Genomic DNA, 24,841 nt, shown 5'->3' with positions numbered 1-24,841 from the left:
ACTCGAACACCACCGCCCCGCCGGCGTTGCCGGCGGGGCATCCGAAGAACATCATCATGATCAACGACGCCGTCGTCCTCATCTCCAGCGAGTCGGTCAACAGCTCACTCGGAACGCAAGGAAGGGGCCGGGGAAGGTTCCCTCATAGCCGAGGGTCACGGTGAGCACGCCAGGAAGGATTTCGACCCGGCCTCACGAGCCGAGCATCTGGCCCGTGCTCATCGCCTCGTCTCGTATCGGGTCAGCATCACGCCGCCGGGAAACGTCCGCGTCTCCACCAGGGTCAGGTTCACCCGGCTGTCCAGCGCCGTGAAGAACGGCGTGCCGCCGCCCACCAGGACCGGGTTGGTGACCAGCACGTACTCGTCGATCAGCCCGGCCCGCATGGCCGCCCCGGCGAGCGTGGCGCCGCCGATGTCCATGGGGCCGCCGTCCTCGGCCTTGAGCCGGGTGATCTCGGTGACCGCGTCGCCGGTGACCAGGCGGGTGTTCCAGTCGACCGTGCTGGTCGTCGAGGAGAACACCACCTTCGGCATGTCCCGCCAGCGGCGGGCGTACTCGATCTCCGCCGGTGTGGCGCCGGGCTGCTGGTCGGCGGTCGGCCAGTGGGAGCTCATCGTCTCCCACAGTTTGCGCCCGTACAGCGCCAGGCCGGTCGCCCCCACACGGTCGGACCACCACTGGAACAGCTCGTCGCTCGGTACGCTCCAGCCGAGGTCGTCGCCGGGCGCGGCGATGTAGCCGTCCAGGCTCAGGTTCATGCCGAAGATCAGTTTCCGCATCGTGCCAGCCTCTCGTGAGTCGATCTCACACGTACAGACGGGCGCGGCGCGGAAACCTAATCGGTGCGCGATCTGCGTCCGCAGATAGTCCCCCGGGTTCTGGACTCAGTACGGCGTACTCGGCTGGGCTCGAGCACCACTCACCGGATCTCGATTTCACCCTCGCACGGGCAGCGGCGCACCCATGGCCAACTCTCCCCGACCGCTGCTGCCGTCGGACGGGAAGGCCTTCCCCACTATTGAGGTTGAACTCGCGGCGTCGTGAAGGGCTGACGTTCCTGGCCGAGTTCGGTGACGGCCGCTTTGGCGGCTCGCTCGATCTTCGTGTGCTGGGCTTCCCAGAAGGCCGAGTCGTGCCGCGGAGTCGCGTGTGGGGCTGTTGTCCCCGTCGCACCGTCGACGTGTTCGCGCAGGATGTCGGCGTGTCCTGCGTGCCGGCTGGTCTCGGTGAGCATGTGGACCAGGATGTTGAACAGCTTCACGTTGGGGCGGGGCCACCAGGGCACGTATCCAGGGGAGTCGATGGCGAGGGCGGTTATGGTCGCGGCTGAGTGCTCCCAGACGCGACAGTAGCGGTCGGTGATCTCCTCGCGCGTCTCGTTCTCGGTCGCCCACATGTCGGCGCCGCGCTCTCCGGCGTCGTCCCACCGGGGCAGAGGTTCGGGGAACGGTCGGTCGAACACCTCGCCGAAGTATCTGGACTCCCAGATCGCCAGGTGTTTGACCAGGCCGAGAAGGTTGGTACCCGTCGAGGTCAGGGGCCGGCGGATGTCGTACTCGCCGAGCCCGTCGAGCTTCCAGAGCATCGTCTCGCGTATCTCTCGCAGATCGCTGTGCAGGTACTCTTTCGCGAAATCATCGATCATGGTGCACGAGCCTGTCACGCGCCGCCGGTGGGCTCAACATGCGACCAGTACTCCCCAAGTGGCACGCACGTCCTGATAACGGCTGTCAGCTGAGAGCACCGGTTTTTCCCTCCCCGTGTTCGGCATGCCAGCGCAGGCGGTCGGCCTGCTTCTTCTTCTCGGAGATGTGCCGCAAGCTCTTCTTCAGTGTTGCGACCTCGCCCACCGAGCCGAGACCGGTAGCTGATCTGGATCAGCTCGCCGCACGCCACCCGGCCCGCTGTGACCGGGCGCTGACCCAGCCGAGCTACGGCAAGCCCTCGCTGCCGACGGGTATCGGGGCTCGGCTGCGGGACTCAAACGTGCAATGAGAGCTCACCCCGCTTTCGTGCGCCATCCCGGTGATGCCCTACAGCATCGGCCACCTAGTGTCCTGCGCCTGATGCGTGATGACGCTCTGGCCTGCGCACTGACACCTCGTGGCAAATCCCAGCCGCGGACACGGGATGTAGCAGGCTGGCGGACAGCGGTTCTCCCCGGCTCGATTCAGGTTGATGGGGGGCGATGGGATGGTGACTTGGTGGGGCGGAGGGTCTGCTCGATCAGAGTTTCGGTGGCTCGATCGAGCAGATCGCAGAACTGCCTGTGCTCGGCCGGGGTGAACGTGTCGACGAAGGCTTTTTCAAGCACGTTGACTTCTTGGTATGCCTCGTCGAGGAGGTGCTGGCCGACGTCGGTGAGGGTGGCGATCATGACCTTGGCGTGCACGGGTGATGGCTGCCGGTCGATGAGGCCCTTGGCCTGCATACCGGTGAGGACCGTGGCCATGCTCTGTTGGGTGACGCCGCAGGCGCGGGCCAGTTGGGCGCCGGACATGCCTTCCTCGCGGGAGAGGGTGAGCAGCACCGTGTACTGGGTCATGGCCAGCCCGTAAGCACGCAGGACAGCTTCGTGATGAGCCATCAGAGCCTGTTCGGCGCGGCGGATCCTTGAGCATAGGTATTCCTGGGCGGACACCTCGACCATACTTGTCACAGCTTTCTCACTTGACTCAGCTTCCTGAGACTCACTATCGTCCGAGTATCAGAATACTGAGTCGACCAAGAAAGTTGTGAATTATGAAGGCTGCCGTGCTCGCCACCGACAATCAGATGCGCGTGACCGAGATCGCCGAGCCCACCCCTGGGCGCGGGGAAGTAGTGATCCGCGTCGCTTACGCGGGTGTTCAGTGGGGGGATGTCCTCATCCTTAATGGCCACTTCCCGACTCCTCGTCCCTTCGTGCCCGGCTTCGAGGCATCCGGGCAGATCATCGCGGTTGGCGAGGGCGTCGATCCAGCACGTGTCAATGAGCAGGTCATCGCGCTGACCAGTTCAGGTGGCTTCGCGGAAGTCGTCGTCGTTGCCTCGGTCCTGGCGATCGCGGCGCCCACCGTGGACTCACGGACCGCCGCCGCGTTCGGCTGGGTCACCTCCACCGCCTACGACCTGATCAACACTGTCGCGGGTGTCCGACCGGGCCAGAGCGTCCTGATCCACGCGGCAGCCGGCGGAGTCGGTACGCTCGCGGGGCAGTTCGCCCGGGCCGCCGGTGCGGGGCGGGTCGTAGGCATCGTGGGCAATCCGAAACAGGTCGACTACGCGCGGCAACTCGGCTATGACCAGGCGCTCAGCCGCGAAGAATTCCCCCAGGCACTGGACGGGGAGCACTTCGATGTGATTCTCGACCCCATCGGCGGCCCGGCTCGGCTGGCCAACCTGAAACACCTGGCCCCGCACGGCCGGACCGTGGTCTACGGCAACATCGCTACCTTCGAGCCGGTCTCGGTCTCGGTCAACGATCTGCTGACGCAGGGCACGTCGATGCTGACCTACAACAGCAACCTACTCAGCCAGACCCACCCCGAGCGGCTCGCCGACAGCGCACGCCGCGCGCTGGAACTGGTCGGGAACGGCAAGGTCAGCATCGATATCACCGCCGAATACGAGCTGGCCGACGTCGAGACCGCCATCGCCGACCTCGCCGGCGGAGCGACCCGCGGCAAGAGCATCGTCCGGATCGGATGACGTCAGTCCGGGTCTGCCTGGGGTGCTGTCGGCTACCGCAAGCACCCCGGAGCGCCGGACGGATTCGATGAAGACCGACCTGGACATCATGGAGATTCTGGCTGCCTACGATCTGACCGGCAGCTACCACAAAGCCGCCGAACTCGTCGGCTGCGATCATCACACGGTCCGGCGCTACGTCGCACTGCGCCGGGCCGGAGCCTATACCACCGCCGTATGGGCGTCCATCCTGGGTAACGTCCTCGTAGCCGAGTACTTCATCGTCCAGCGCATGCTGGCCCCCTTGGCCCGTCGTCAGCAGCGCAGGGACGCCCCGCTGGTCTCCACACCGGTATGACAGCCTCGCCGGGCGGTTCGTGCGGTCGTCGCCGATGGCGGGGACGGCACCGCGCCGGGGTCAAAGCCAGCTCTTGCTGATGTGGCGCGGGAACGTGCTGCACCGCCGCAGCCCTGCTACCCGTCGCGGCGGTCCAGGTCTGGCAAGCCCATCTGGCCGAGCAAGAAAGCGAGCAACGCCGCCACGTCATGTCAGCGCTAGCAACCATCGCTTCCCGATACCCCACCATCGCGGAGATGCTCCGCGGCGAGGCCGACACCGACGCCTCACTACGACAAGATCAGCACTTCCTCCTGTGGGCCAAGAAGATAACCAGGCGGCGAAGGAGCCCTCCGAGCGCTCATGGCCAAGCTCAGCCCCAGGTCGCCGCAGACCCTCTAACCCATCACCAGCAAGGACCTGATCGACCCCGACCTGAATCAGCTCATGGCGCGCATCTCCCTACACGCCGAAGATCTACAGCGATAGCTCTGTTGTTTCTAGAGGTCTTTAGGCCTTTTTGTTGTTAATGATCTTGAAATCAATCCAGCGCCTTTACAATGTAGATTAATAAGGGGACTTTGTTCAACCACACCACAGGAAACCCGATGGCGCTTTTCTGCTCCGAACCAAGAGCCTGCGGATCGCAGGCGACGCCAACTCGGCCACAGGTATCCTCGCCGGATCACCTTCCACTCCCCTGCCCCAGTTATCAGCCGTGCCCGCTGTAGGACAAGCGAGCTGACGGCCTGGCGCACTCCTCCAGCACCCGCAGGAATCAGCACCGTGAAAGCTCTCCCCCAACCGGCCGGCACTCGCGATCGAGCGGCGCAGCAGACAACGTAGGAGCAGTTGGTCACGGCGTCCTCCTCCCGAAGATGGCCCAAGCCGCCATGTAGCTGTACGTGACCGGGCATTCCCGGCCGAGTTGATGAAGAGCCCTTCTCAGGCAAGCCGACCTGGGCAAACACCGCTCACGCTCGCTATCGAACGCTACCGACACCGCCTGGGGAGCGTGCTTGAATTGCATCTACGGGATGCCTTCCCGACAGTGAAAACGGAACCCTAGACAAGTCCCATTTTCCCCGGTCAGAAAGGCATTCTCACTTCAACTCACCGACATTCTCCTGCTCGTGCTCGTGCTCGCGCTGACCGTTGACTGAGTGCGACCGGCGCAGCCCGTCCAGCACGAGGGTGATGACACCGTCGGCCTCGGCCCGCCAACCGGGGCGGTCATGGGCCGCACCGATGCCATGCAGTGCCATCATGACGGCACCGGCACCCACGTCGTCGCGGACGGCGCCGTCCTTCACGGCGGCGGCCACCAGGTCGGTGACAGCCTGCTCCAGCGCCCGACTACCCTCGGCGAGCGCACCCGAGCCGGTGGCCATGAGCGTGGCCAGCGTCCGGGCGAGGCCCTGGTGGGCATCCATGTAGCCGACCATGCCACGCAGGAAGGTCGCCAAGGCCTCCTCCGCGGGCAGCGTGGCCTGCAACTGGCGGGCGCGGTCACACAGCGTGGCGACCTCCTCGTGATAGACCGCCTCGGCCAGCGCCTCCCGTGTGGGGAAGTGGCGGTACAGCGTTCCGGTGCCCACACCGGCCAGGCGGGCGAAATCATCGAAGCGCAGGTCGAAGAAGCCTCCGGCGTCGAAGACCTCCCGGGCCTTGGCGAGCAAGGCCTCGCGGTTGCGCCGGGCGTCGGCGCGCAGCGGCTTGTCGGCGGTCATGCACTACCTCGCGTTGACAAATGGAGATGACCTCCATATTTTGGGAAGTGGAGATGGTCTCCAAATCGATCGTACCCCACGAGGTGCAGCGTGAAGATCCTGATGTTCGGCCGAGGCGTGATCGCCACCATGTACGGCTGGGCCCTGCACCAGGCGGGACATGACGTCGAGTTCTACGTCCGGCCGGGCCGCACGGCGACGTACGGAGACGCAGTGGACCTCGACCTGTTCGATATGCGGCGCCGGGTGTGGGGGCAGCGCGTCGTCCAGAAATGGCCGGTGCGCTACCGCGAGGCGCTGGAGCCAGACCACGACTTCGACCTGATCGTGCTGAGCGTGCCGCACCACCGCCTCGCGGAGGCGACGGCCTTCCTGTCCCCACGTGTCGGCCAGGCCACGGTGCTGGTCTTCGGCAACATCTGGACCGAGCCGCTGACCGCGATCGGCGCACTCCCTGTCGACCAGATCGCCTGGGGCTTTCCCCAGGCCGGTGGAGGTTTCGGCGCGGACGGCGTGCTCCGTGGGGCGCTGCTGCCGTCGGTCATCTTCGGCACCTTCGGCCAGCCGCCGACCGAACGTGAGCGGGCCGTGCGCCAGGCGTTTCGCGAGGCCGGGCTCCGGCTTAAGGAACAACCTGACTTCCGCGGCTGGCTGTGGGTCCATTTCGTGTCGGATGCCGGCCTGTTCTCGCAGGGCCTGCGGCTGGGTTCCTTGTCCAAGCTGGCCGGGGCAACGGGCGACCTGCGCGAGGGGCTGCTGGCTGGCCGTGAGCTGCTGCCGCTCCTCAAGGCGCGCGGCGTTGACCTGCGACGTCACCGGGGCGGTGTGCTACCGTTCCGTGCGCCCACCTGGCTGACGGCCCCCGCGCTCGCCTGGCTGCTCACTCATTTCGCGCCGGCGCGCGTGAATTTTGAGGCGCACTCCGACCCCGAGGCCGAGGAGCCGCGTGAGATCTGCCGAGACACCCTGGCGGAAGCACGCCGGTTGGGGGTCGCGGTACCGCGACTGGAGGCGGCGGAACCGAGCTTCGCCCGCGAGGTGACGCCGCCGTCGGGGAGAGCGGGGATGTCGGGGATATCGCCGAGCCGCTGATGGCGCACGGGTGCAACGTCGGCTACACCCCGGTCATCGGCTCCGGGGACGCGCTGAAGTACAGCCGTCTGTCGCACGTCGACCAGACCTATCTGCGGCTCGCGACGTACCGGGCCGCGAACGCCACCCTGATCGACTACCAGGCGTCGATTCCGCTCGCGCAGGCATGGGGCGGCGGCCTGGTCGCCTCCGTGGACGGCATGCGGTTCGTCGTCCTTGTCCCGTCGGTGTAGGGGCGTAGATCGACAACGGAACGGTCAGTGGCGTTAGCGAGCCGACACGGGCGGAGTTGCCCTTCGTTATCTGAGGTTGTCAAGCGAACTGGCTGGTCAGCCACTTGAAGGTCGTTAAGCCACGTTAGGCAAGTAGGTGGCGCCGACGTCAGGTGTGGCGGGCCATCTTGATGGCTGAGATCAGCAAGACGATGGCCAGGATGGGGATGAGGACCAGGTCCGGGATGACGCCGAGCAGCAGTCCGCCGAGCAGAGCGCCGGTGATGGAGCCGGCGGCCATGACGGCGACGAAGCGGAGGTTGGCGCCCAGGACAGCGAAGCTGCCGTCGCGACTGTAGCGGGCGAAGGCGACCAGCATGGTAGGCAGGGAGACGACTAGGGACAAGCTGCCAGCGGTCTTGATGTCGACGGCGTACAGCAGCACGATCGTGGGGATCAGCAGCTCGCCGCCGGCCACGCCCATGATGGCGGCCACCACGCCGATGCCGAATCCGGCCGCGGCCCCGGCGATCGTCTGTGCCGGGCCGGGCAGGGTCAGGGTGGACAGGGTGGCGGTGTGGGTGAGGACCAGCGCCGCGGCCATGCCTACCATCAGGGCCGCCAGCACCTTGTACAGCGTGGTGGGGCGCATCCTCACCGCCCAGGAGGCGCCCGCCCAGGCGCCGATCAGGCTGCCGGCCAGCAGGTTGACCGCGACGGTCCAGTGTGTGGCCAGCTCGGCGAGGGGGACGGCGGCCAGTCGGGCGGGCAGCGCGGTGAGCACCACGATCAGACTCATCGCCTTGTTGACGATGACCGCGGCCAGGGCGGTGAATCCGAACAGGCTGATCAGTAGCGGCAGCCGGAACTCGGCACCGCCCAGGCCGATCATCCCGCCCAGCACGCCCACCGCCGCGCCGGCGGCAAACGCCAGTGGCAGCGAGCGCACCGCGCGGGCGGGCATGGCGGCTTCGTCGGTGCTCATGCCCTGCCACCCTCCATGCCCTGCCACCCTCGCCCTGCCCGTGGCCCTTGGGTGGGCGCGGCCGATCTCTACCATCTCGCACTCCCGCGACGGTTCCCAGCAGCGGGGGCCAGCCTTACGGCAGCAGGATCGTGCCGATGCCGAGCAGGGCGCAGATGCCGAGGATGCGTAGCATCGGCCACTTCAGGACGAATGTCATCACGAGCGCGGCCACGGTGATCGCCGCAGCGACGGCGCTGAGCGTGCCCAGGTCAGGAAGCTGGATGTTGAACGGGCCCCACACCCAGGTGAAGGTGCGCCCGAACAGGGTGTGCTCGGCGAAGTAGAGCGCCAGGTTGGCGATGACACCCACCACGGAGGCGGTGATGCCGGTCAGCGCCGCGCTGATGGCCGCGTTGTGCCGCAGCCGCTCCACGTAGGGGGCGCCGAGGAAGATGAACAGGAAGCACGGCACGAACGTCACCCAGGTGGTCAGCAACGCCCCCAGCAGTGCGCCAGCCCACGGGGCCAGGACTCCGGGGTCGCGGTAGGCGCCGAGGAAGGCGACGAACTGCACCACCATGATGAGCGGGCCCGGCGTGGTCTCGGCCAGGGCCAGTCCGCGCACCATCTCTGCCGGGCTCAGCCAGCCGTAGACCTCCACGGCCCGCTGGGCGACGAACGCCAGGACCGCGTACGCGCCGCCGAAGGTGACCAGTGCGGTGCCGGAGAAGAACAATCCCTGGGTGGTGAACACGCTGTCGGTGCCGAGGAAGAGCGCCACCGCGCCCACCGGCAGCCACCAGGCGAGCAGCCCCACGGCGAGGATCTTGCCTGCCGAGCGCCAGCTGGGCTGGGCGTGGTGCAGGGCGTCGTCGGGGATCAGCGGGGCCGGGCCGCCGTCGCCGCCGTGCCCGTTGCCTTTCGTGAGGACCTGCGGGGCCAGCTTGTGCACCGTCCAGCCGATGAGGGCGGCGACGGCGATCACGATCGGGAACGGCGCCCTGAACAGCGTCAGCGCGCCGAATGCGGCCACCGCGACGGCGACGAACAGCGGGTGGGTCAGCGAGCGCTTGGCGACCCGAATGACGGCTTGGGCGACGATTGCCAGGACCGCTGGGGCGATCCCGGCGAACAGGGCGGTCACCACGCCGGTGTCTTGCCACAGCACGTACACCGCCGACAGGGCGAGCAGCGCGAGCATGCCGGGCAGCACGAACAGCGTGCCGGCCACCAGGCCGCCGCGAGTGCCGTTGAGCAGCCAGCCGACATAGATGGCCAGTTGCTGTGCCTCCGGTCCCGGCAGCAGCATGCAGTAATTGAGCGCGTGGTTGAAACGCTGCTGGCCGATCCAGCGTTTCTCCTCCACCAGGGTGCGCTGCATGACGGCGATCTGCCCGGCCGGGCCGCCGAAGGTCTGCAGCGAGATACCGAACCAGGCCCGTACTGCCTGCCGGAACGGAATTACATCGCGGGTGACTTCAGTCGTCATGACGGGCCTCTATCGGGAGGAGTGCTGGTCGGCGGGCAGGCGGACGGATCGGAAGATCCGCCACAGGGTCAGGTCGTAGGCGGTCTTGACGGCGCCCGCGATGACGAACGGGAGCGCCAGCCCGAAAGGCAGCATCAGTCCGGCCAGGGCGGGCCCAGCGGGTCGGGTGAGGTAGCGGGCGGTGTTGGTGACGGCCGCGGCCGCGGTCCGCTCATCGGCGGGAACCAGAGCCATCACGTAGGCCTGCCGGGTGGGCACGTCCATCTGCGACAGGCAGGCCCGCGCCATCAGCAGCGCGATCGCCCCGCCCAAGCCGGGCGCGAACGGGACGGCTGCCAGCAGCAGGTTGGACGGGATGTGGGTGAACACCATCGTGCGCAGCAGCCCTACCCTCGCCGCCACCAGAGGGGCGGCCAGCAGGGACGCGGTCTGCAACACTCCGAGCACGGCGAAGGTGATGCCGATGGTCTGCGTGGTGGCGCCGTAGCGCAGGCTGAGCCAGTAGCCGAGGTAGGCCTGCACCACGAAACCCCCGGCGAGGCTGTCGACGGCGAACAGCGCGGCCAGCCGCGCCACCGGTCCGCGCGAACGGGCCAGCATCCGGCTGCGCGGCAGCCCCGGTTGCGCGGCGGGCGCTTCGACGCTCGCGGGCAACCGGGCAGCCAGCACCACCCCGGCCGCCCCCACAACGGCCAGGACCCCACCGAGCAGCCGCCGATCCGCCGGCAACGCACCAAGCAACGCACCCACCGTCCCGGCCACGGCGGCGACCGCGTTGTACAGGCCAAACCCCCGCACCAGCTCGCGCTGCGGACGCCCGGTGCTGGCCAGCATGACCTGTTCCAGCGTGGTGAACGGCCCGGACTCCATCACCTCCACCGACAGCGCGCCGGTCATGGCCACCACCGCCAGCAGCCAAGGGGGCGCGCCGAACGCGATGACGATCCCCGCGCACACCAACGCCCCGTACAAGGCGGCGTAGGTCCGGCGGCGACCGGCACGGTCGCCCCACCGCGCCAGTGCCAAGCTGGCGGCGAGCGTGCCGACCAGGATGGCCGCCAGCATCAGCCCGACCTCAGCCGGTGTCAGGCCGTCAAGCCGCAGGATCGCGCCAAGCTGGACGGCCGCGATGCCGTACCCGAGACCGCGCAGCGCCTGGGAGGTCAGCAGCAGGCCGACCACGCGGCCGGCCGGGCTCATGCCGGTTCCCGCCCCAGCAGCAACGCGCGCCGGTGGAACTCATACAGGCCGTCGAAGATCGGCCCGGTGATCTCCAGCACCCGCTCGTCGTCGCAGATCATCGACAGCCCGCGCAGGATCACGTCCACGCCACGCGCCTCCGGGGCGTCGAAGCGCTCGTCGTCGATGTCGGCCTCGTGCACGATCTCGGCGAGCTTCCACAACACCGGGTCGTCGAGCTCGTAGCGGCGCAGGATCGTCTCGAAGCTGCAGTCGTCCCCGTGATGCGACAACTCGGCCCCGCGCATGTCGAACGGCGTCGCATCCGCGGGCGCCCCTGCGGGATCGTCGACGAACACGAACTCCGGCTCGGAATCGAGGTGGCGGCGGATCAGCCAGGCACACGCGGCCCGGTCGATGTGCACACCCGCCCGCGTCGCCCACCTCATCGCACGACCTCCGGGCTGGCTTCGGCCAGCGCCCGCACCGCGCGCTGCGCGGCCTCACGCTCGGCGGGCGGGAAGTAATCGCGGCGGCCGATCCTGCGCAGCTCGGCCTGCAGCCGCTTCAGGGCGCGGCTGCGCTCGCCGGACCGCGCCCGCTCCGCGGCCTCGGCCTGCTCGAGCACCGCCCGGTACTCGGCCGCCCGCGCGGCGCGCATCTCGGCGGCGATGGCCTTCTCCTGCGCCGCGCTGCCGGCGGCGGCCAGCCACACGGTGGAGCTGCCACCCATCTCGCCGATCTCCTCAGCGATCCAGTCGATCTGCTCCCGGGTCCGGGCGTCGGCGGGCAAGGCCACCAGCCCGTCGCCCAGCCGCGCCACACCGAGCCGGTCCAGCTTGCGCCAGATTGTGATCCGCAACGTCGAGGGCTGGCGTGGAATGCGGTACGCCAGCAGCACCCATTGCCCGGCCGTACCCGTCACCGTCGCCTCCACGGCATACCGCACCTCCTGAGCGTAACTACAGTTACAGTAACCATGGTTTCACTTCAGAGGCAACCGGAGAGATGACGCCCTGGGCGAGCTCGCGAAGCGGTCCAGGCTCAGCTTGCACTCGGCCGTCAGTTGCAGGACCAAAGTGGCGGTGAACGCTTTGGTGCTGCAACTGACGCGGAAGCGTTCCTACGGCGTGCGCCGGCGGCCGGTCTCGGTGTCGGCTACTCCCGCCGCGGCGGGGAGCCTCGCTAGCCGTATGCACCAACGATGCGACAGAGAACTCGCCGGACGCCGGGCCAAGCCCGACTCAGTAACGTTATGTGTCACATCAGCTCGGCGTGTGTCGCCGGGTGCGAGCAGGCTGGTGAGTTCGGCGATGGCGTCCGGCGACGGCACAGAGCGTGCATAGCGAGCGGTCCCGCCGCCGTGTTTGTGGGGGCTGAGTCTTTAGTTCTTTATGGAATGATCTTGAATCCGACCCGACGCCTTTACAATGTAGATTAATAAGCAAGCTTTGTTCAACCACACCCAAATGGAACCTGATGGCGCCCTTTCACTCTGCAGCAAGAACTGGGAGATCGTGGGCAATGCAGGCTCAGCCACGTGGATCCTCGCCGAAGGCTCCATCATCGCCAGACCACCTCCACTCCCCTGCCCAGCCGTCAGCTATACCTGCCGGAGGACAAGCAAGATGGCGCTCTGTAGCGCTCCCCCAGCACCCGCGGAATTAGCGCCCCGAAGGCCCTCCCCCAGTCGGCTTCCCCTTGTCCTCAGCCATCGCAATATCCCATCTCACCAACCCTCCTGAAATTAGCGGCGCTGAACAGGAGGGGCATCTTGCCGCTCTAGCATGCCGAGTGGTCGATTGACCGACCATGCCGCTGGGTCAGGGCGTTGCGAGGGACGTCGGCTTCCTGGGCAAGAGCGACGATGCTGAGGGCACCGTTGGAGGTGTGGGGATGCCCTCCAGGATGCGGTAACCCCATGTGATCACGGCAGATCTCACGTGATGTGGAGAAAGCCGAGTCGCGGAAGATCATTTTCTGGTTGCTCCGGCGATGAGCAGTGCCACTCCCTGCAGGACCACGACCAGCAGGAGGGCTCGGAGCACCGACGCATGGTCGCCGATCCATTCGGTGAAGTCGCCGACTCCAACGACTACCAGCCCGATCGCCGCGAGCATTCCGGTGGCGGCGACCGTGCGCCGTTGTCCGAGCCGGATCACGATCGCCCCCGACAACGGCCGGGAGATCAACGCGCCTGCGGCGGCTCCGAGCAGGACCCATCCGAGTTGTGTGGAGTCGAGGTTCAGATGGTCGCGTAGCTGGGGGGATGCGGGCCACCCAGCTCGCCAGCAGGAAGCCGCAGCAGGCGAACACGATGTTCGTCGCCCGGACGGCGGCCGCCACAGGGCGTGGACGGACATGTCAGCAGACGGCCGCGGTCGGATCAGTGCTCTGTCGGGTGATGAGCTGGACCGCGGCGTTCTGGATGAGATCAAGGTGACCGTGCCGGCGGCTGGTCGCGCACGCGTTGATCGAGGGCCCATGGATCGCCGCGATTCGGCGACAGCCGATATCGTGAAGATGAGCGACGGCGGTGTACGCGCCTTTGGTGTTTTCGGACGCCACCAGCGGCACCAACGGCGCCGGAGTGTTGAGCGAGACCACTTGCGGGCACCGTTGCCGAAAGCGCGCCGCCAGGTCGGGGGTGACGTTGACGAGCACCGCTCCGGCCGTCGTCTTCCGCGCCACCGAGTCGATGAGTTCTGCCGCCGTGTCGAGCTGGGCCACGTGGATCTGCAGATGGACGGCGGTGCCTTCGAGCGCCGCCATCATCCCCGCGATGACCCGGCCGAAGTAGGGATGTCCACCGATCCAGTCCAGATGAGGGTCATAGTTGATCACTATGAGATCGATGCTCATCTGACGACCGGAGGCCAGCGCTCGCGCGGCTGGGTCGGGCCGGTATCCGAGCGTTTCCGCCATCTGAGTGACCCGGGCCCGCGTTCTCGCGGAGACACCGGGCGTATTGTTCATCGCCCGGGAAGCCGTGGCCCGCGACACGCCGGCCTGGCGTGCTACGTCCTCAATGGTCGGTTTGCGGTAATACATGCCTCGGGACTGTATAAGAGAGAGCGCTCTCTATTCCATGGGCCGGAGCGTGGAGCCAAAGGCAAGACGGGCGGCACCCAAGCCTTCAAACGGTGGGCCGCACGATGGCCCTCATATGAGGTGTGATTTCAGCGCGTTGCCACCTCAGACCGAGCGCTTCCCGGCGAGGCGAGCGCGCGACCACCATCCACCAGGCACTTCGACCAGCATCGAAGAATTCCGCTTTTATCGTGGGCGAATGAGACGCTCGCCGATCGAATCCGTCTCATTCCCTGCGAGAGGTCCGGCGCCCATAGTCGTCGATTGCCGCGGGACCGGTGATGGCGAGCAGCCATCCTGTCCTGTTCGGGGCCAAGTGCGACGGCTGTCCGTCGTCCGCCCGCACTCCGACCACTACGCACTGATTCACGAGCCGGGCTGGGAGCAGACGACCGACCTCGTCGTGGACTGGCTCGATCGCGTTGTCCGCCGGCCCCTCGACTACCATGCTCAGCACCACATCCGGCAACCGAGATGAGGCTCGCGCGTGAACCTGCCCCGGCATGTGTACCACCTGGCCGAGGCGGCGAACTGGCCGTCGATTGAAAAGCATGGCCTCCTCCCGGCGACCGAGCTGATCACCCGCGCCGGGCTGAGCGGGGCCGACCGCCAACAACTGGAGCGCTCGCAGCGCCCGGGGCACACGGTGCTGCCGGGCGGAGTCGAGATCCGCGACCAGCGACCGATGCCGGCGGCCGCCCTGAGTGCCTGCCTGGTCGACCTGGATCCGGCCGATTGGTACGTTCTGATCAACGCCCGGGTGTTCTTCTGGCTCAATCCGGCCCGGCTCAACCTGCACCGGGCGGCGTACGCGTCGCGCCCCCAGGTCGTCCTCACCCTGGACGCGGCCCATCTGGTGGCCGACTACGGCGATCGGGCGGCGGTCAGCCCCATCAACAGCGGGAACGCCCGCAGGCGGCCCGCACGCCGAGGAGCGGCGACGTTCGTCCCCTACGCGGAATGGGTCCGGTCGGGATGGGCAAGCGAGGCGGCCGCGCTCGGCACCAGGGAGCGGAGCAGATCGCATCCTCCGGCGGAACTGACGATCACCGGTGCGATCCCTGACGCGATGCGGTACGTGATCGCCACATCCCGGCTCGCAGCCGATAAGCAGTTCGAAGAAAGGTGATGATGGGCCCTTCCCCTTCCTGACCCCCATCGCTGCGTCCACCCTGATCACCGGCTTCTACGGCCAGAACGTGCCCTATCCCGGTGACGCCCGCCCGTCTGAGGGGCGGATTCCGGCTGTCTCATAGGACTAGATTAAGCCCGTCTCTATTTGACGGTCATCAAAGCGTTTGGCCGTTAGCGTCGGGGTATGACAGCCGTTGCGAAGACCGAGCGCCTCCTCAAGGGGAGGGATCGCGACCAGCCCGTGGTCTGGGGGCTACAGGGTTTCCGGTCGCGCCTCAAGGCGTGCGCGTTTGTGGAGATCGAAAATGCGGCGTCGAGATCGCTATGACCGCGTCGTGACCCTTCGAGGTGCGATCTGCATCGCCATACCGACCAAAAGGGACTCGTTGCCATGAGTGAGCGCACCATGAGTGACCACACGCCGACACCGAAACTGGTCACCGAGCATTCCGAGGAGATTCCGGGCTACACCTACGGCACCGATGAGGCCGCCGCCTCACCGTTGACGCTGGAAGACCTGGAGCGGCTCAAGGCCGTGGTGGGACTCACCCCCGACGACGAGCAGGCTCTGATCGAGGCCGCCCACGTGCTGGCCGACCAGGCCGACGACATGGTCACCGCCTACCGCAAGCGGCTGGGCGAGCTGCCGTTCATGCGGGCCTACTCCGGCTACCCCGACGGCACGCCCAACCCCGAGTACGGCGCCGCGTCCAAGCCGCGCTTCGACCGCTTCATCATCGACGCCTGCACCCGGCCGCTGGATCAGGACTGGCTGAACTACCAGCACGAGATCGGGCTGCGCCACACCCGCGACAAGAAGAACAAAACCGACCACTCCGACTCCCTCGACCACATCCCGATGCGCTACCTGCTCGCCTTCACCGCCGTCGTCATCGCCACCGCCCGCGACTACCTGGCCGACGGCGGCGCCTCGACCGAGCAGGTCAATCGCATGCACGCCGCCTTCACCAAGTCCGTGATGCTGCACGTCACCGTCTGGACCCGGCCCTACGTGGACGCCGCCGACTGGTGATGAAGACCTCGGAGCCCCATGCCGGCCTTGTCATCGGGGGCGCGGGCGAGGCCCGGGGCCGCCGATCGCGCGACAGCCGATCCGGCCGAACAGACAATCAGACAACCGAGAACGGGCGGTTGACCGCCTGAAGATCACTCAACAGGGGGAAGTGAAACCATGAACCGCAACCTGGCGACAGCCACAACGCAGCAGAGGTCGAACGGCGCCGAGTGGATCGGCGGGGAACCCTCGGTGCTCGTGTTCGACGTCAACGAAACACTGATCGACTTCGAATCGATGAACCCGCTCTTCGAGAAGATCTTCGGCGACAAGCGGGTGATGCGCGAGTGGCTGGGTCATCTGATCATGTACTCCATGACGATCACCCTGTCCGGCCTGTACGAGGGGTACTTCACCCTGGGCCAGGGGCTGCTCAAGATGGTCGGCGACATCCACGGGGTGCACGTCACCGACGCCGACATCGAGGAGATCAGGCAGGCGATGCTGACCATGCCCGCCCATCCCGACGTGGAGGAGGGGCTGAGCCGGATGAAGGACGCGGGTTTCCGGCTGGTGACGCTGACGAACTCCCCGTCCAACCCCGGCGGTCAGAGCCCGCTGGAGCACGCCGGTCTCGCGCACTTCTTCGAGCGGCAGTTCACCATCGAGACCGTCCGCGCCTACAAGCCCGCCCAACTGGTGTATCACCTGGTGGCCCAGGAGCTGGACGTGCCGCCGTCCACCTGCTTCATGGTCGCCGCGCACGTCTGGGACACCATCGGAGCGCAGAGCGCCGGCTACACCGCGGGTCTGGTCACCCGGCCGGGCAACGCTCCGCTGCCCGTTCACTCCCTGCCGCAGCCCAACCTCATCGCGCCGGATCTGCCGGCCCTGGCCGGGCAACTGATCCGGGTCTGGCGCTCGTGAGCCGCACGAGGGCACCGGTGAAGGTCGCACGGGTCATCTCGAGGTCCTGAACCGCTCCCATCGGGTTGCCCGCCGCGCCGGAAAGACTTTCCGGCGCGGCGGGCAACCTCGGCATCGGCCGTGCGTGGCGATGTTGTGGTGCGCACCTGCGCCGATACGCGGCCCGCGCCGATGCGGCACACGATGCTTCGAGCGGGCTCGAAGCATGACGACGCTAGCGTGGTCATGCAGAGACAAGCCGCCAAAGCCGCAGCGCAACCACACGCGCGCACCACCTTGACCGGTCACGGGGGACGCAGGCCGTCAACGGCCGCCTCTCTCATCAGATCCCGACCGAAGAAAGGAAGGCAGAGCCATGTCCGAACTGCGAGTGATCGCCCGCCTGACGATCTCCGACGGGAACCAGGACAAGGTCCTCCTGCTGCTGAGGCAGATCACCGAGGCCGTCCACAGCGAGCCGGGCAACATCTCCTTCGTGCCCCACCGGCAACTCGACGACGATCGCGAGGTCGTCATCCTGGAACGATACGTCTCACGCGAGGCATTCACCGCGCACCAGGCGGCACCGCACTTCCAGCACATCGTCGTCGACCAGATCTTCTCGCTGCTGGACAAGCGCGTCGTGGAATCCTACGACGTCGCGGAATGACCACGACGCCGACCGGTGCCACAGAAGGAGGAGTCATCAGCGCGTTCGAGCACCAATACCGCTACCTCGCCGAGCGTGAGCCGGTCTTCGCGCGCCTGCTAGAGGAGTACGACCGGCCCGATCCCTTCGAGTGGCACGACGGCGGACGCACCGGGTCGAGTTACTTCGCCGCAATGGCATTGCACGTCATCGGGCAGCAGATCTCCGCCACCGTGGCGTTTGTCGTCTTCGACCGGATCGCCGCGGCTACCGGCACCATACCCTCTCCCGACGGCGTCATCGGGTTGGGCGCCGAGCGGTTGCGGGCGTGCGGCCTGTCCCGGGCCAAGGCGGCCTACCTCCTGGACCTGGCCCAGCGGCAGAAAAGCGGGCTGATCGACATCGAGAACATGGCCGCGCTCGACGACGATAAGGTGATCGCCGCGCTCACCGCGGTGCACGGCATCGGCCTGTGGTCGGCGCAGACGTTCCTCATCCACCAACTCCACCGGCCCGACGTGCTGCCCGCCGGCGACGGCGGCATCCGCCGCGCCGTCCGCGAGGCCTGGAAACTCGATGAACTGCCCGCCATAGGTCAGGTGCGCGACATGGCGACCGGATGGGCGCCGTACCGCTCTTATGCGGCCGCGCTGCTGTGGCGATCGCTGCGGCCCGCCGGTGAACCCTCCGACCCCAAAGCCCGCGCCCTGGGCCGCGAGGGGAAGACGACCGGTTCACGCACGTCATCAGCGGCACCGTCGCCGCGGTCCCATCCGGGGCAGGCGTGACGGGCCGCCATCTGGATGAACCACAGCACACCGCGATAACCACACGTCTTCCCCGGATTCCCCGGGCGAGCGCGTCGTCGAGTGGCCCTATCGGGTGAAAGGGAGAGCAGTGATGAAAAGGGAAATCATCCGGGTCGAGCCCTTGTCGACCTATCTGGAACGATGGAAGGCGCCGACCTCGGCCGTCACCCGAAGCGGCGACACCCTTTATGTGTCGGGCTTTCCCCCGTTCGACCCCGGCACCGGAGAGGTCGTCCAGGGCGCCTCCGTCGAACATCAGACCGAGCTTGTCTTGGAGCAGATGAAACTCTGCCTGGAGACGGCCGGGTCATCGCTGAACAACGTGCTCAAGTGCACCGTGTACTGCACCTCGGTCGAGAAGTTCGCCGCGGTCAACGCGATCTACGCGCGGTACTTCCCCACCGATCCACCCGCCCGGATCTTCGTGGCCGTTCCCGCCTGGCCGGGACCCTTCGACATCGAAATCGACTGCGTCGCCGCGGTGTGACCCATCCGCATCACACCGCGCACCGCGATTCATCCACGCGGCATGGACACCCGAGCCGCGTCCCCTCGCAGCGCCCGGGTGGCACGCGGGGATGCCCCGGCACCCACGTGGCCCACGCCCGACCGATCGAACCCAGCCCCAGGAGAAGGCAGGTACGTCATGTCCCGCATCATGACCGTGAGTGCGCCGGTCTTCTTCGGTGGGCAGATCCATTCGGGCGATGTGTTCGGCCGCGCCCTCCTCCGGTCTCTCCCCCGCCTTCACCAAGCAGGTAACGCCGCAGTACAACCCCATCCGGATGGCCGGGACTAACCAGATACCGTGCGGTTCGGCCCTGAGCCGGTCGCGGCCCACCAAAGATCACCAACAGCATCCGGAATGTGCGCCAGAACCACCTCCAGCCAACGTGATCAGAGGACCTTCCGGTGATGGTCACGTCGTAGTCGATAATGGGTGTGTAGGCGTATAGGGAAAGAAGCCGCCGGTTGGTCCGGTCGGCGATCCGGTCAGTGACCGTGCCTGAGGCATCGGCGCGTCGGGCCGTCAGTAGCTCAGGCCGATGAGCTCGCGTACCGGGGCGAGCCCTTGCTGTCGCGCCTTGCTGTAGGGGCGTCCGCAGTAGGGGAACCGCGCGCGGATCCGGTCGGTGTCCGGAGTCACGCCATCGGCGATCGCCAGCCCGGCGCCCACGGTCAGCATGACGTCGAAGGCGTCGACGCCCAGTGGCCGGCCGTTGAAGACGTGCGGGTCGAACCTGGCCTGCGTGCCGATCTCGTAGGGCAGCATGGCGGGGCAGAGCCGGTAGGCGACCTGCTCACCGTAGGCGTCCGGATCCGGTACGGCCCCAGCATGGCGGGCCAGCTTCGCGGTGAACGCCGCGACCGCCGCACCGAAGTCGGCCACGTCGTCGGCAGGGGCGCTCACGTGGAAGCGATCGGCCAGCTCGCCGGTGGCGGGATCGGACAGGAACAGGTGAGTGAACAGGGGCAGGCCCCACCGGTAGACCTGGGTCTGCGGCGCGTGCCCATGCAGCGAGGCGGTGGCCCAGGCATGCATCCCGCCCTCGCCGATCATGGAGTTGGGTACTTCCAGCACCGTGGCCAGCACGTTGCGGTTCTTGAACAGGTTGTTGCGGTTCTCGAACGCCTCGGTCGCGAAGCGGTCCTGTTGATGCAGCGCGTTCACCAGCGTGAAGAAGCCGAATGCGTCCGCCGCCCACAGCTCGGCCGCCACCCCAACGAAGGCCTGCACGCCACGGGCACAGGCCGGCTCACCGACCTGACCTTCGAGGAGAAGCTCGCCGCTGCCGGTTTGGCCGGCCTCGACCCGGAGCACCTGGTAGCGGTCGCCCTCGCCGCTGGGCCGTACTTCGAAGACCACGTCTTCCTGGGCGTCACCGTCCACGTCGAACCGGAACGCGTAGATCGCTTCCGGATGCGGGGTGCTGGGAGCGAACACGCCCGCGTCGGGGTTGGTCGTGAGGACCATGGCCGTGGTGTCTGCCCGAGCACCCTGGAACAGGTACATGTCGCAGACGTTCAGCCGTGCGTCCGCACGGGCGCGGGTGGTGTCGAAGTGGTGCGACATCGGAATGCTCCTCTCCGCGCGCCTGCCACATGACGGCGACGCAGTCGACTTCGATGTCGAAAAGGGCCGGGCCGACATGGATCGGGCTCCAGCAGGTCGCCTGCCCATACAGCCAGGGTAGAACACCATGACTTCGACGCTCGTCGAAGTGTCACGCGGGGAGCGCCGCGCGACCCCTCACCGAGGATCGTCGGCTTGGTCCAGCATCGAAGCGGTGCCGGCGGTAGTCTGCTAGCGTTTGGGACGCCTGTCCCATTGCTGAGTATGGTAACGGCATGGCCGATGTGAAGAACCAGCCACCACGGCTGACCAGTAAGGGGCAGGCGACCCGGGCGCGAATCCTCGGCGTGGCCGCCGATCTGATCCTGAAGCGGGGCGTCGTCGGCACCCAGATCGATGACGTCCGCAGGGCGGCCGAGGTCAGCGGGTCGCAGATGACCCACTACTTCAAAGACAAGCGTGCCCTGGTCAAGGACGTCATCGCCTGGCAGGCGCAGGCCACGCTGGACAACCACACCCAGCCCGAACTGGGCCACCTCGACAGCTTCGCGTCCTTGCGGCTGTGGGCTCACCTGGTGACCGAACGGCAGAAGCAGGTCGGGCTCGAGGGCGGCTGCCAGTTCGGCTCACTGGCCGGCCAGCTCGTGGAGTCCGACGCCGAGACGCGCGCGGACCTGGCCGCCGGCTTCGAGCGGTGGCTGGAGCTGTTTCGCAAGGGTCTGCTGGCCATGCGCGACCGCGGTGACCTGCGCCGCGAGGCCGACCCCGAGGCGCTCGCATACGCGTTACTCGGCGCCCTGCAGGGCGGGATGCTCCTGGCCCAGACCCTGCGCCGGATCGAGCCGCTGCGCGACGCGCTCGATGCGGCCGTCACGCACGTCGAGTCCTTCGCGGCCGACACCGCTGACGCGGCCGACGTGGTCTGATCCGCGCCCGGCGGGATCCATGGGTGTCTGGTGCACCAAAATTGGGATTGACGTCCCAGTTTTGGTGCACTAATTTTTGGGTTGCCCATCCCAAAGAGGCGTGGATGCCTCATCCGTCTTCGACACCAACGTCAAGGGCACCCTGCTCAGCCTCAAGCATGAGTTCCGCGCCATGCGGGCCACTGGCGGCAGCATCATCAACGTCAGCTCCACCTACGGCCTGATGGGTTTTCCCGACGCCACCCTCTATGTCGGCAGCAAGCACGCCATCATCGGCATCACCAAATCCGCCGCCCTCGAAGGCGCCCAGTACGGCATCCGGGTCAACGTCGTGGCCCCCGGCTTCACCCCAGACCGCCATGTATGAGCGCGTCACAGGCAACGACGCCGTCCGCGACGCCGTCAACTCCGTGCTGCCCCTGCACCGCCCCGGCACCCCCGAGGAGATCGCCGAGGCCGTGCTCTACCTCGGCTCCGGCAAAGCCACCTACGTCAGGGGCATCCGGGTCAACGTCGTCAGCCCCGGCCCCATCGACACGACATGAGTCGACGGCCTCGCGCCCGACCCCAGGCAGGTCGACACATTCAAAGCGGCAGCCACATCCGGCTGGGTTGACACGACAGGAACCTCGACATGACACTGCTCCACCCCGGCGACCGGTTCCCCGAACTGGCCGTAGCCCCCGGCGCGCCTGGGAATGGGCTCACCAGTCTGCTTGCCCGGACAAGGCGACAAGCTCCCTGGTCATGACGCTGCGCATGGAGATCTCCAGGTACCGCAATGGTCCGTAGATTATCTGTAGCCGCGGGTCCCCAACGTCCAGGTCGAGCAGGTGGCGGGTACACCCGGGCCCGGTGAGCAGGGCGTAGCCGATGTGCTGATGCTCCTGGCCGGCAGCGGCGGGATGCTGGCGGTCGCGATCAAGACCTTGCCGGAGTTCATCCGCTCGCGCCGCTCCGACATCGAGCTCACCCTGAAGACCGAGGGCAAAGAGATCACGGTCAGCGCCAAGAACGCCGACGACATCCAGACCATCGTCGACACCTTCCTCAATGCCTGAAGCGCCGGGGGACTTCTCTCGATCCCGAGCCGTGCTGATCGGAGTGGGCACCTACACCCGTCTGCCCCCGGTGGGAGCCGCGCTCAACAGCCTGGCCCGTTTCACCTCCGTGCTCACCGGCCCGCTGTGCGGCTGGCCCGCCAACCGCATTTCGGTGCTCCCCGACGTCGGGCAGCCCGGCGACGTATGTGTTCACCACCGCGGAGGGTGCACCGCTTCCGGCCGGACCATCTCACCGGCGGGTTCCGCCGACTGGTGGCTGCTTCCGGATCACCCCCGATACGGCTGCATGACCTGCGGCACGGCGCCGCGCTCCCAGCGCTCGCCGCGCAAAGTATTTTCAAGAGAAAGGATCATCGTTACGCTCGCCCCCATGAAGATCATGCACCCCCCACGATGGCTGGCGGCCGTGGTACTCACCGCAAGCTTATCCACGGCAGTTCCGGCCCATGCTCAGGACAGGGCACCGCGCCCCTCCGACACCTTCCTGCGTGAGCTCAACCTCGACCGCGCCACCGTCCTCGACATGCAGCACGCCATGGATCGGGGACGCTTCGACTCGGTGTCGCTCACCCGCTTCTACCTCGACCGCATCCGCACGGTGGACCCGATGCTGCACGCGGTCGTCCAGACCAACCCCATGGCGCTGAAGGAGGCCGAGAGCAGCGACCAGCGCAGGAGGCACGGCGCGCGCAGCGCTCTGGAGGGCATCCCGGTCCTGCTGAAGGACAACATCGACACCACCGGGCAACTCCGTACGACCGCCGGCTCGGAGGCGTTGCTCGGCTCCCGGCCCGCCCGCGACGCGTTCCTGGTCCAGCGGCTGCGCGACGCGGGTGCGGTAATCCTCGGCAAGGCCAACCTCTCCGAATGGGCGAACTTCCGCTCCGGCCCCTCCTCCAGCGGATGGAGCGCGGTCGGCGGCCAGACCAACAACCCCTACGTCCTGGACCGCAACCCCTGCGGTTCGAGCAGCGGCTCGGCCGTCGCCGCCGCCGCGAGCCTGGCTGCGGTGACCATCGGCACCGAGACCGACGGCTCCATCGTTTGCCCCGCCGGCGTCAACGGCGTCGTCGGCATCAAGCCCACCATCGGCCTGGTCAGCCGCTCCGGAGTGGTCCCGATCTCGGCGCAGCAGGACACCGCCGGCCCGATCACCAGGAACGTCACCGATGCCGCCGCCGTGCTCTCGGCCATCCAGGGCGTGGACCGGCGCGACCCCGCGACCGTGCCCGGCGGCAACCGCGACTACCTCAAGGCACTGAAGCCGGGCGCGCTGGCCGGCAAGCGCATCGGCGTGTGGCGCTCGGTCGCGGGAGACAACCAGGACGTGCTGGCCACCCTGGACGCCGCCGTCGCCACGCTGCGGGCCAAAGGCGCGACCGTGGTCGACAACCTCGAATTGGAGGGGATGGACCAGGTCGGCGAGCCCGAGTTCACGGCCCTGCTGACCGAGTTCAAGCACGACCTGAACGCCTACCTGGCCGCCACTCCGGGACGGCACCCGCACGACCTGGCCGGGCTGATCGAGTTCAACCGGCGGCACGCCTCGACCGAGCTGCGCTACTTCGGTCAGGAGCTGTTCGAGCAGGCGCAGGCGACCACCGGCGACCTCAACGACCCCGAATACCGCGCGCTCAGGAAGAAGGCGACCACACTCGCCCGGCAGGCGATCGACTCCGCGGTGTCCGCGAACCGGCTCGACGCGGTGCTCGCCCCGACCAACAACGGCGCCTGGGTTACCGATCTGGTCAAGGGCGATGACTTCACCGGATTTGTGTCCTCATCCGCGGCCGCGGCCGTCTCCGGCTACCCAGCGATCACCGTCCCCGCCGGTTATGCCAGGAACGTCCTGCCGCTCGGCGTCACTTTCTTCGGCGGACGCTTCTCCGAATCGACCCTGATCGCCCTCGGATACGCGTTCGAGCAGGCAGCCAAGGTACGCAAGCCGCCGACGTACCTGCCGACGCTGCCCTGACCCGAGGGCCTCGCCTGCTGTGAGGCCCGTCGTCCTCTGCGAATGTGCGAGCAAGCCCTCCAACGGCACGCTCGTCTGGGCGTTCCGGCGGGCGCCGCGGCACCGTGCCGCCCGCCGGGACGTGGTCACTTCACCCGTTCGCGGTGGGTGACGACAGTTGCTCGCCGTCCTCACCCACCAAGCCGGGAGGGCTTGGGCTCTCGACATCTCCGACGACCTCACACGGGCCCTGAACGCCCATGCGGACATCTGCACCGACGGCAACGCGCGAGATCCGCAAACCGTTCGGGGTGACGAAGACCTCCCACGCCCGCCAGACCGCAGGCCAGGAGCGAAACGGCCGCCGGCCGACCCTCACCGACCTTCGCGCCCTCACCGCCGGCGACATTCTGTATCGCAATGCCGCCCGGAACCCGCCACCAGTATTTGCACGCAGGTCAGGGGCGATGTTCTCACCGCGGGGACATGGGCGTGGGCGCGTCGCGCGGCTTCTACCGGTATTCACTGGCGCATACTGAATC

The 24,841-nt window shown here is 67.4% G+C and carries 26 protein-coding genes and 1 pseudogene; 15 read left to right on the top strand and 12 right to left on the bottom strand.

Going from position 1 to position 24,841, the window contains the following annotated elements:
- Window positions 1-218: 218 nt before the first annotated feature.
- From CHC08_RS25625 to CHC08_RS25615, 3 genes are all read right to left on the bottom strand, one after another.
- Window positions 219-782, bottom strand: a complete 564-nt coding sequence (locus tag CHC08_RS25625) for a dihydrofolate reductase family protein (RefSeq protein WP_089209923.1) — start codon at window positions 780-782, stop codon at window positions 219-221.
- Window positions 783-1,018: 236 nt separating this feature from the next.
- Window positions 1,019-1,648: a DinB family protein gene (locus tag CHC08_RS25620; protein WP_089209922.1), complete on the bottom strand. Its 630-nt coding sequence runs from the start codon at window positions 1,646-1,648 to the stop codon at window positions 1,019-1,021.
- Between the two features lie 525 nt (window positions 1,649-2,173).
- Window positions 2,174-2,653 (bottom strand): MarR family winged helix-turn-helix transcriptional regulator, encoded by a 480-nt coding sequence (locus CHC08_RS25615; RefSeq protein ID WP_089209921.1) that lies wholly within the window; start codon window positions 2,651-2,653, stop codon window positions 2,174-2,176.
- Window positions 2,654-2,757: 104 nt separating this feature from the next.
- Between CHC08_RS25615 and CHC08_RS25610 the strand changes: the two genes are divergently transcribed.
- Together CHC08_RS25610 and CHC08_RS25605 are read left to right on the top strand one after the other, a co-directional pair.
- The gene (locus CHC08_RS25610; protein ID WP_218825472.1) at window positions 2,758-3,693 is read left to right on the top strand and encodes a quinone oxidoreductase family protein; all 936 of its coding nucleotides are present in this window, start codon (window positions 2,758-2,760) and stop codon (window positions 3,691-3,693) included.
- Between the two features lie 88 nt (window positions 3,694-3,781).
- Window positions 3,782-4,030: a hypothetical protein gene (locus CHC08_RS25605; protein ID WP_218825482.1), complete on the top strand. Its 249-nt coding sequence runs from the start codon at window positions 3,782-3,784 to the stop codon at window positions 4,028-4,030.
- Between the two features lie 1,082 nt (window positions 4,031-5,112).
- Here CHC08_RS25605 and CHC08_RS25600 read toward each other — a convergent pair.
- Window positions 5,113-5,739: a TetR/AcrR family transcriptional regulator gene (locus CHC08_RS25600; protein WP_089209918.1), complete on the bottom strand. Its 627-nt coding sequence runs from the start codon at window positions 5,737-5,739 to the stop codon at window positions 5,113-5,115.
- A 90-nt stretch (window positions 5,740-5,829) separates the two neighbouring features.
- Here CHC08_RS25600 and CHC08_RS25595 point away from each other — a divergent pair, with 90 nt between their 5' ends.
- Window positions 5,830-6,831 carry a ketopantoate reductase family protein gene (locus CHC08_RS25595; protein ID WP_089209917.1) on the top strand — a complete coding sequence of 334 codons (1,002 nt, stop codon included), beginning with the start codon at window positions 5,830-5,832 and terminating at the stop codon, window positions 6,829-6,831.
- The gene (locus CHC08_RS25590) at window positions 6,831-7,064 is read left to right on the top strand and encodes a Tn3 family transposase (RefSeq protein WP_218825471.1); all 234 of its coding nucleotides are present in this window, start codon (window positions 6,831-6,833) and stop codon (window positions 7,062-7,064) included. Before CHC08_RS25595 ends, CHC08_RS25590 begins: the two co-directional genes overlap by 1 nt.
- 148 nt (window positions 7,065-7,212) lie before the next feature.
- Here the strand turns inward: CHC08_RS25590 and CHC08_RS25585 are convergent, their stop codons facing one another.
- The 7 genes from CHC08_RS25585 to CHC08_RS25555 form a co-directional block, all read right to left on the bottom strand.
- Complete coding sequence (locus CHC08_RS25585; RefSeq protein WP_089209916.1) at window positions 7,213-8,028, bottom strand: sulfite exporter TauE/SafE family protein; 816 nt, start codon at window positions 8,026-8,028, stop codon at window positions 7,213-7,215.
- A gap of 115 nt (window positions 8,029-8,143) precedes the next feature.
- Window positions 8,144-9,499, bottom strand: a complete 1,356-nt coding sequence (gene chrA, locus CHC08_RS25580; RefSeq protein WP_089209915.1) for a chromate efflux transporter — start codon at window positions 9,497-9,499, stop codon at window positions 8,144-8,146.
- Between the two features lie 9 nt (window positions 9,500-9,508).
- Window positions 9,509-10,699 (bottom strand): MFS transporter, encoded by a 1,191-nt coding sequence (locus tag CHC08_RS25575; RefSeq protein WP_089209914.1) that lies wholly within the window; start codon window positions 10,697-10,699, stop codon window positions 9,509-9,511.
- Window positions 10,696-11,127, bottom strand: a complete 432-nt coding sequence (locus CHC08_RS25570; protein WP_089209913.1) for a chromate resistance protein ChrB domain-containing protein — start codon at window positions 11,125-11,127, stop codon at window positions 10,696-10,698. The genes CHC08_RS25575 and CHC08_RS25570 overlap by 4 nt, the downstream gene beginning before the upstream one ends.
- On the bottom strand, window positions 11,124-11,627 hold the full coding sequence (locus CHC08_RS25565) for a Chromate resistance protein ChrB (protein ID WP_218825470.1): 504 nt from the start codon (window positions 11,625-11,627) through the stop codon (window positions 11,124-11,126). Before CHC08_RS25565 ends, CHC08_RS25570 begins: the two co-directional genes overlap by 4 nt.
- Window positions 11,628-12,651: 1,024 nt before the next feature.
- Entirely contained in the window at window positions 12,652-13,041 is a 390-nt protein-coding gene (locus CHC08_RS25560) for an MFS transporter (RefSeq protein WP_179282204.1), read from the bottom strand.
- 1 nt (window position 13,042) lies between these two features.
- A complete protein-coding gene (locus tag CHC08_RS25555; protein ID WP_089209912.1) occupies window positions 13,043-13,729 on the bottom strand; it encodes a LacI family DNA-binding transcriptional regulator in 687 nt (228 codons plus the stop codon).
- 526 nt (window positions 13,730-14,255) lie between these two features.
- Here CHC08_RS25555 and CHC08_RS25550 point away from each other — a divergent pair.
- The 6 genes from CHC08_RS25550 to CHC08_RS25525 all read left to right on the top strand — a co-directional run bounded on the left by CHC08_RS25550 (window position 14,256) and on the right by CHC08_RS25525 (window position 18,768).
- Window positions 14,256-14,897: a DUF7002 family protein gene (locus CHC08_RS25550; protein ID WP_218825469.1), complete on the top strand. Its 642-nt coding sequence runs from the start codon at window positions 14,256-14,258 to the stop codon at window positions 14,895-14,897.
- A gap of 396 nt (window positions 14,898-15,293) precedes the next feature.
- Window positions 15,294-15,935 carry a protoglobin domain-containing protein gene (locus CHC08_RS25545; protein ID WP_089209911.1) on the top strand — a complete coding sequence of 214 codons (642 nt, stop codon included), beginning with the start codon at window positions 15,294-15,296 and terminating at the stop codon, window positions 15,933-15,935.
- Between the two features lie 159 nt (window positions 15,936-16,094).
- On the top strand, window positions 16,095-16,844 hold the full coding sequence (locus CHC08_RS25540; protein WP_089209910.1) for a haloacid dehalogenase type II: 750 nt from the start codon (window positions 16,095-16,097) through the stop codon (window positions 16,842-16,844).
- Between the two features lie 355 nt (window positions 16,845-17,199).
- Window positions 17,200-17,493 carry a putative quinol monooxygenase gene (locus tag CHC08_RS25535; protein WP_089209909.1) on the top strand — a complete coding sequence of 98 codons (294 nt, stop codon included), beginning with the start codon at window positions 17,200-17,202 and terminating at the stop codon, window positions 17,491-17,493.
- A complete protein-coding gene (locus tag CHC08_RS25530) occupies window positions 17,490-18,260 on the top strand; it encodes a DNA-3-methyladenine glycosylase family protein (RefSeq protein WP_089209908.1) in 771 nt (256 codons plus the stop codon). The genes CHC08_RS25535 and CHC08_RS25530 overlap by 4 nt, the downstream gene beginning before the upstream one ends.
- A gap of 112 nt (window positions 18,261-18,372) precedes the next feature.
- Entirely contained in the window at window positions 18,373-18,768 is a 396-nt protein-coding gene (locus CHC08_RS25525) for a RidA family protein (RefSeq protein WP_089209907.1), read from the top strand.
- 543 nt (window positions 18,769-19,311) lie between these two features.
- On the opposite strand, the gene CHC08_RS25520 is transcribed toward CHC08_RS25525, so the two are convergent.
- Window positions 19,312-20,355, bottom strand: coding sequence for a DUF4331 family protein (locus CHC08_RS25520; RefSeq protein ID WP_179282203.1), 1,044 nt, complete (start codon window positions 20,353-20,355; stop codon window positions 19,312-19,314).
- Between the two features lie 275 nt (window positions 20,356-20,630).
- On the opposite strand from CHC08_RS25520, the gene CHC08_RS25515 reads away from it, so the two are divergent.
- The 5 genes and pseudogenes from CHC08_RS25515 (at window position 20,631) to CHC08_RS25490 (ending at window position 24,320) form a co-directional block, all read left to right on the top strand.
- Window positions 20,631-21,281 (top strand): TetR/AcrR family transcriptional regulator, encoded by a 651-nt coding sequence (locus tag CHC08_RS25515; RefSeq protein WP_089209905.1) that lies wholly within the window; start codon window positions 20,631-20,633, stop codon window positions 21,279-21,281.
- A 100-nt stretch (window positions 21,282-21,381) separates the two neighbouring features.
- Window positions 21,382-21,648, top strand: a complete 267-nt coding sequence (locus CHC08_RS52505; RefSeq protein WP_179282202.1) for an SDR family NAD(P)-dependent oxidoreductase — start codon at window positions 21,382-21,384, stop codon at window positions 21,646-21,648.
- The gene (locus tag CHC08_RS52500; RefSeq protein WP_089209903.1) at window positions 21,641-21,826 is read left to right on the top strand and encodes an SDR family oxidoreductase; all 186 of its coding nucleotides are present in this window, start codon (window positions 21,641-21,643) and stop codon (window positions 21,824-21,826) included. Before CHC08_RS52505 ends, CHC08_RS52500 begins: the two co-directional genes overlap by 8 nt.
- 285 nt (window positions 21,827-22,111) lie before the next feature.
- A pseudogene (locus CHC08_RS25500) lies at window positions 22,112-22,342 on the top strand (effector-associated constant component EACC1); the annotation flags it as partial.
- Between the two features lie 31 nt (window positions 22,343-22,373).
- Window positions 22,374-24,320: an amidase gene (locus CHC08_RS25490; protein ID WP_218825468.1), complete on the top strand. Its 1,947-nt coding sequence runs from the start codon at window positions 22,374-22,376 to the stop codon at window positions 24,318-24,320.
- The last annotated feature ends 521 nt before the right edge of the window (window positions 24,321-24,841 follow it).

Origin of the sequence: Streptosporangium subroseum, assembly GCF_900188345.1 — a bacterium.
In the GTDB taxonomy this organism is placed as follows: Bacteria; Actinomycetota; Actinomycetes; order Streptosporangiales; family Streptosporangiaceae; genus Streptosporangium; species Streptosporangium subroseum.
Note: the sequence above shows the minus strand (reverse complement) of the source record. Positions and strands in the feature narration are given on the sequence as shown.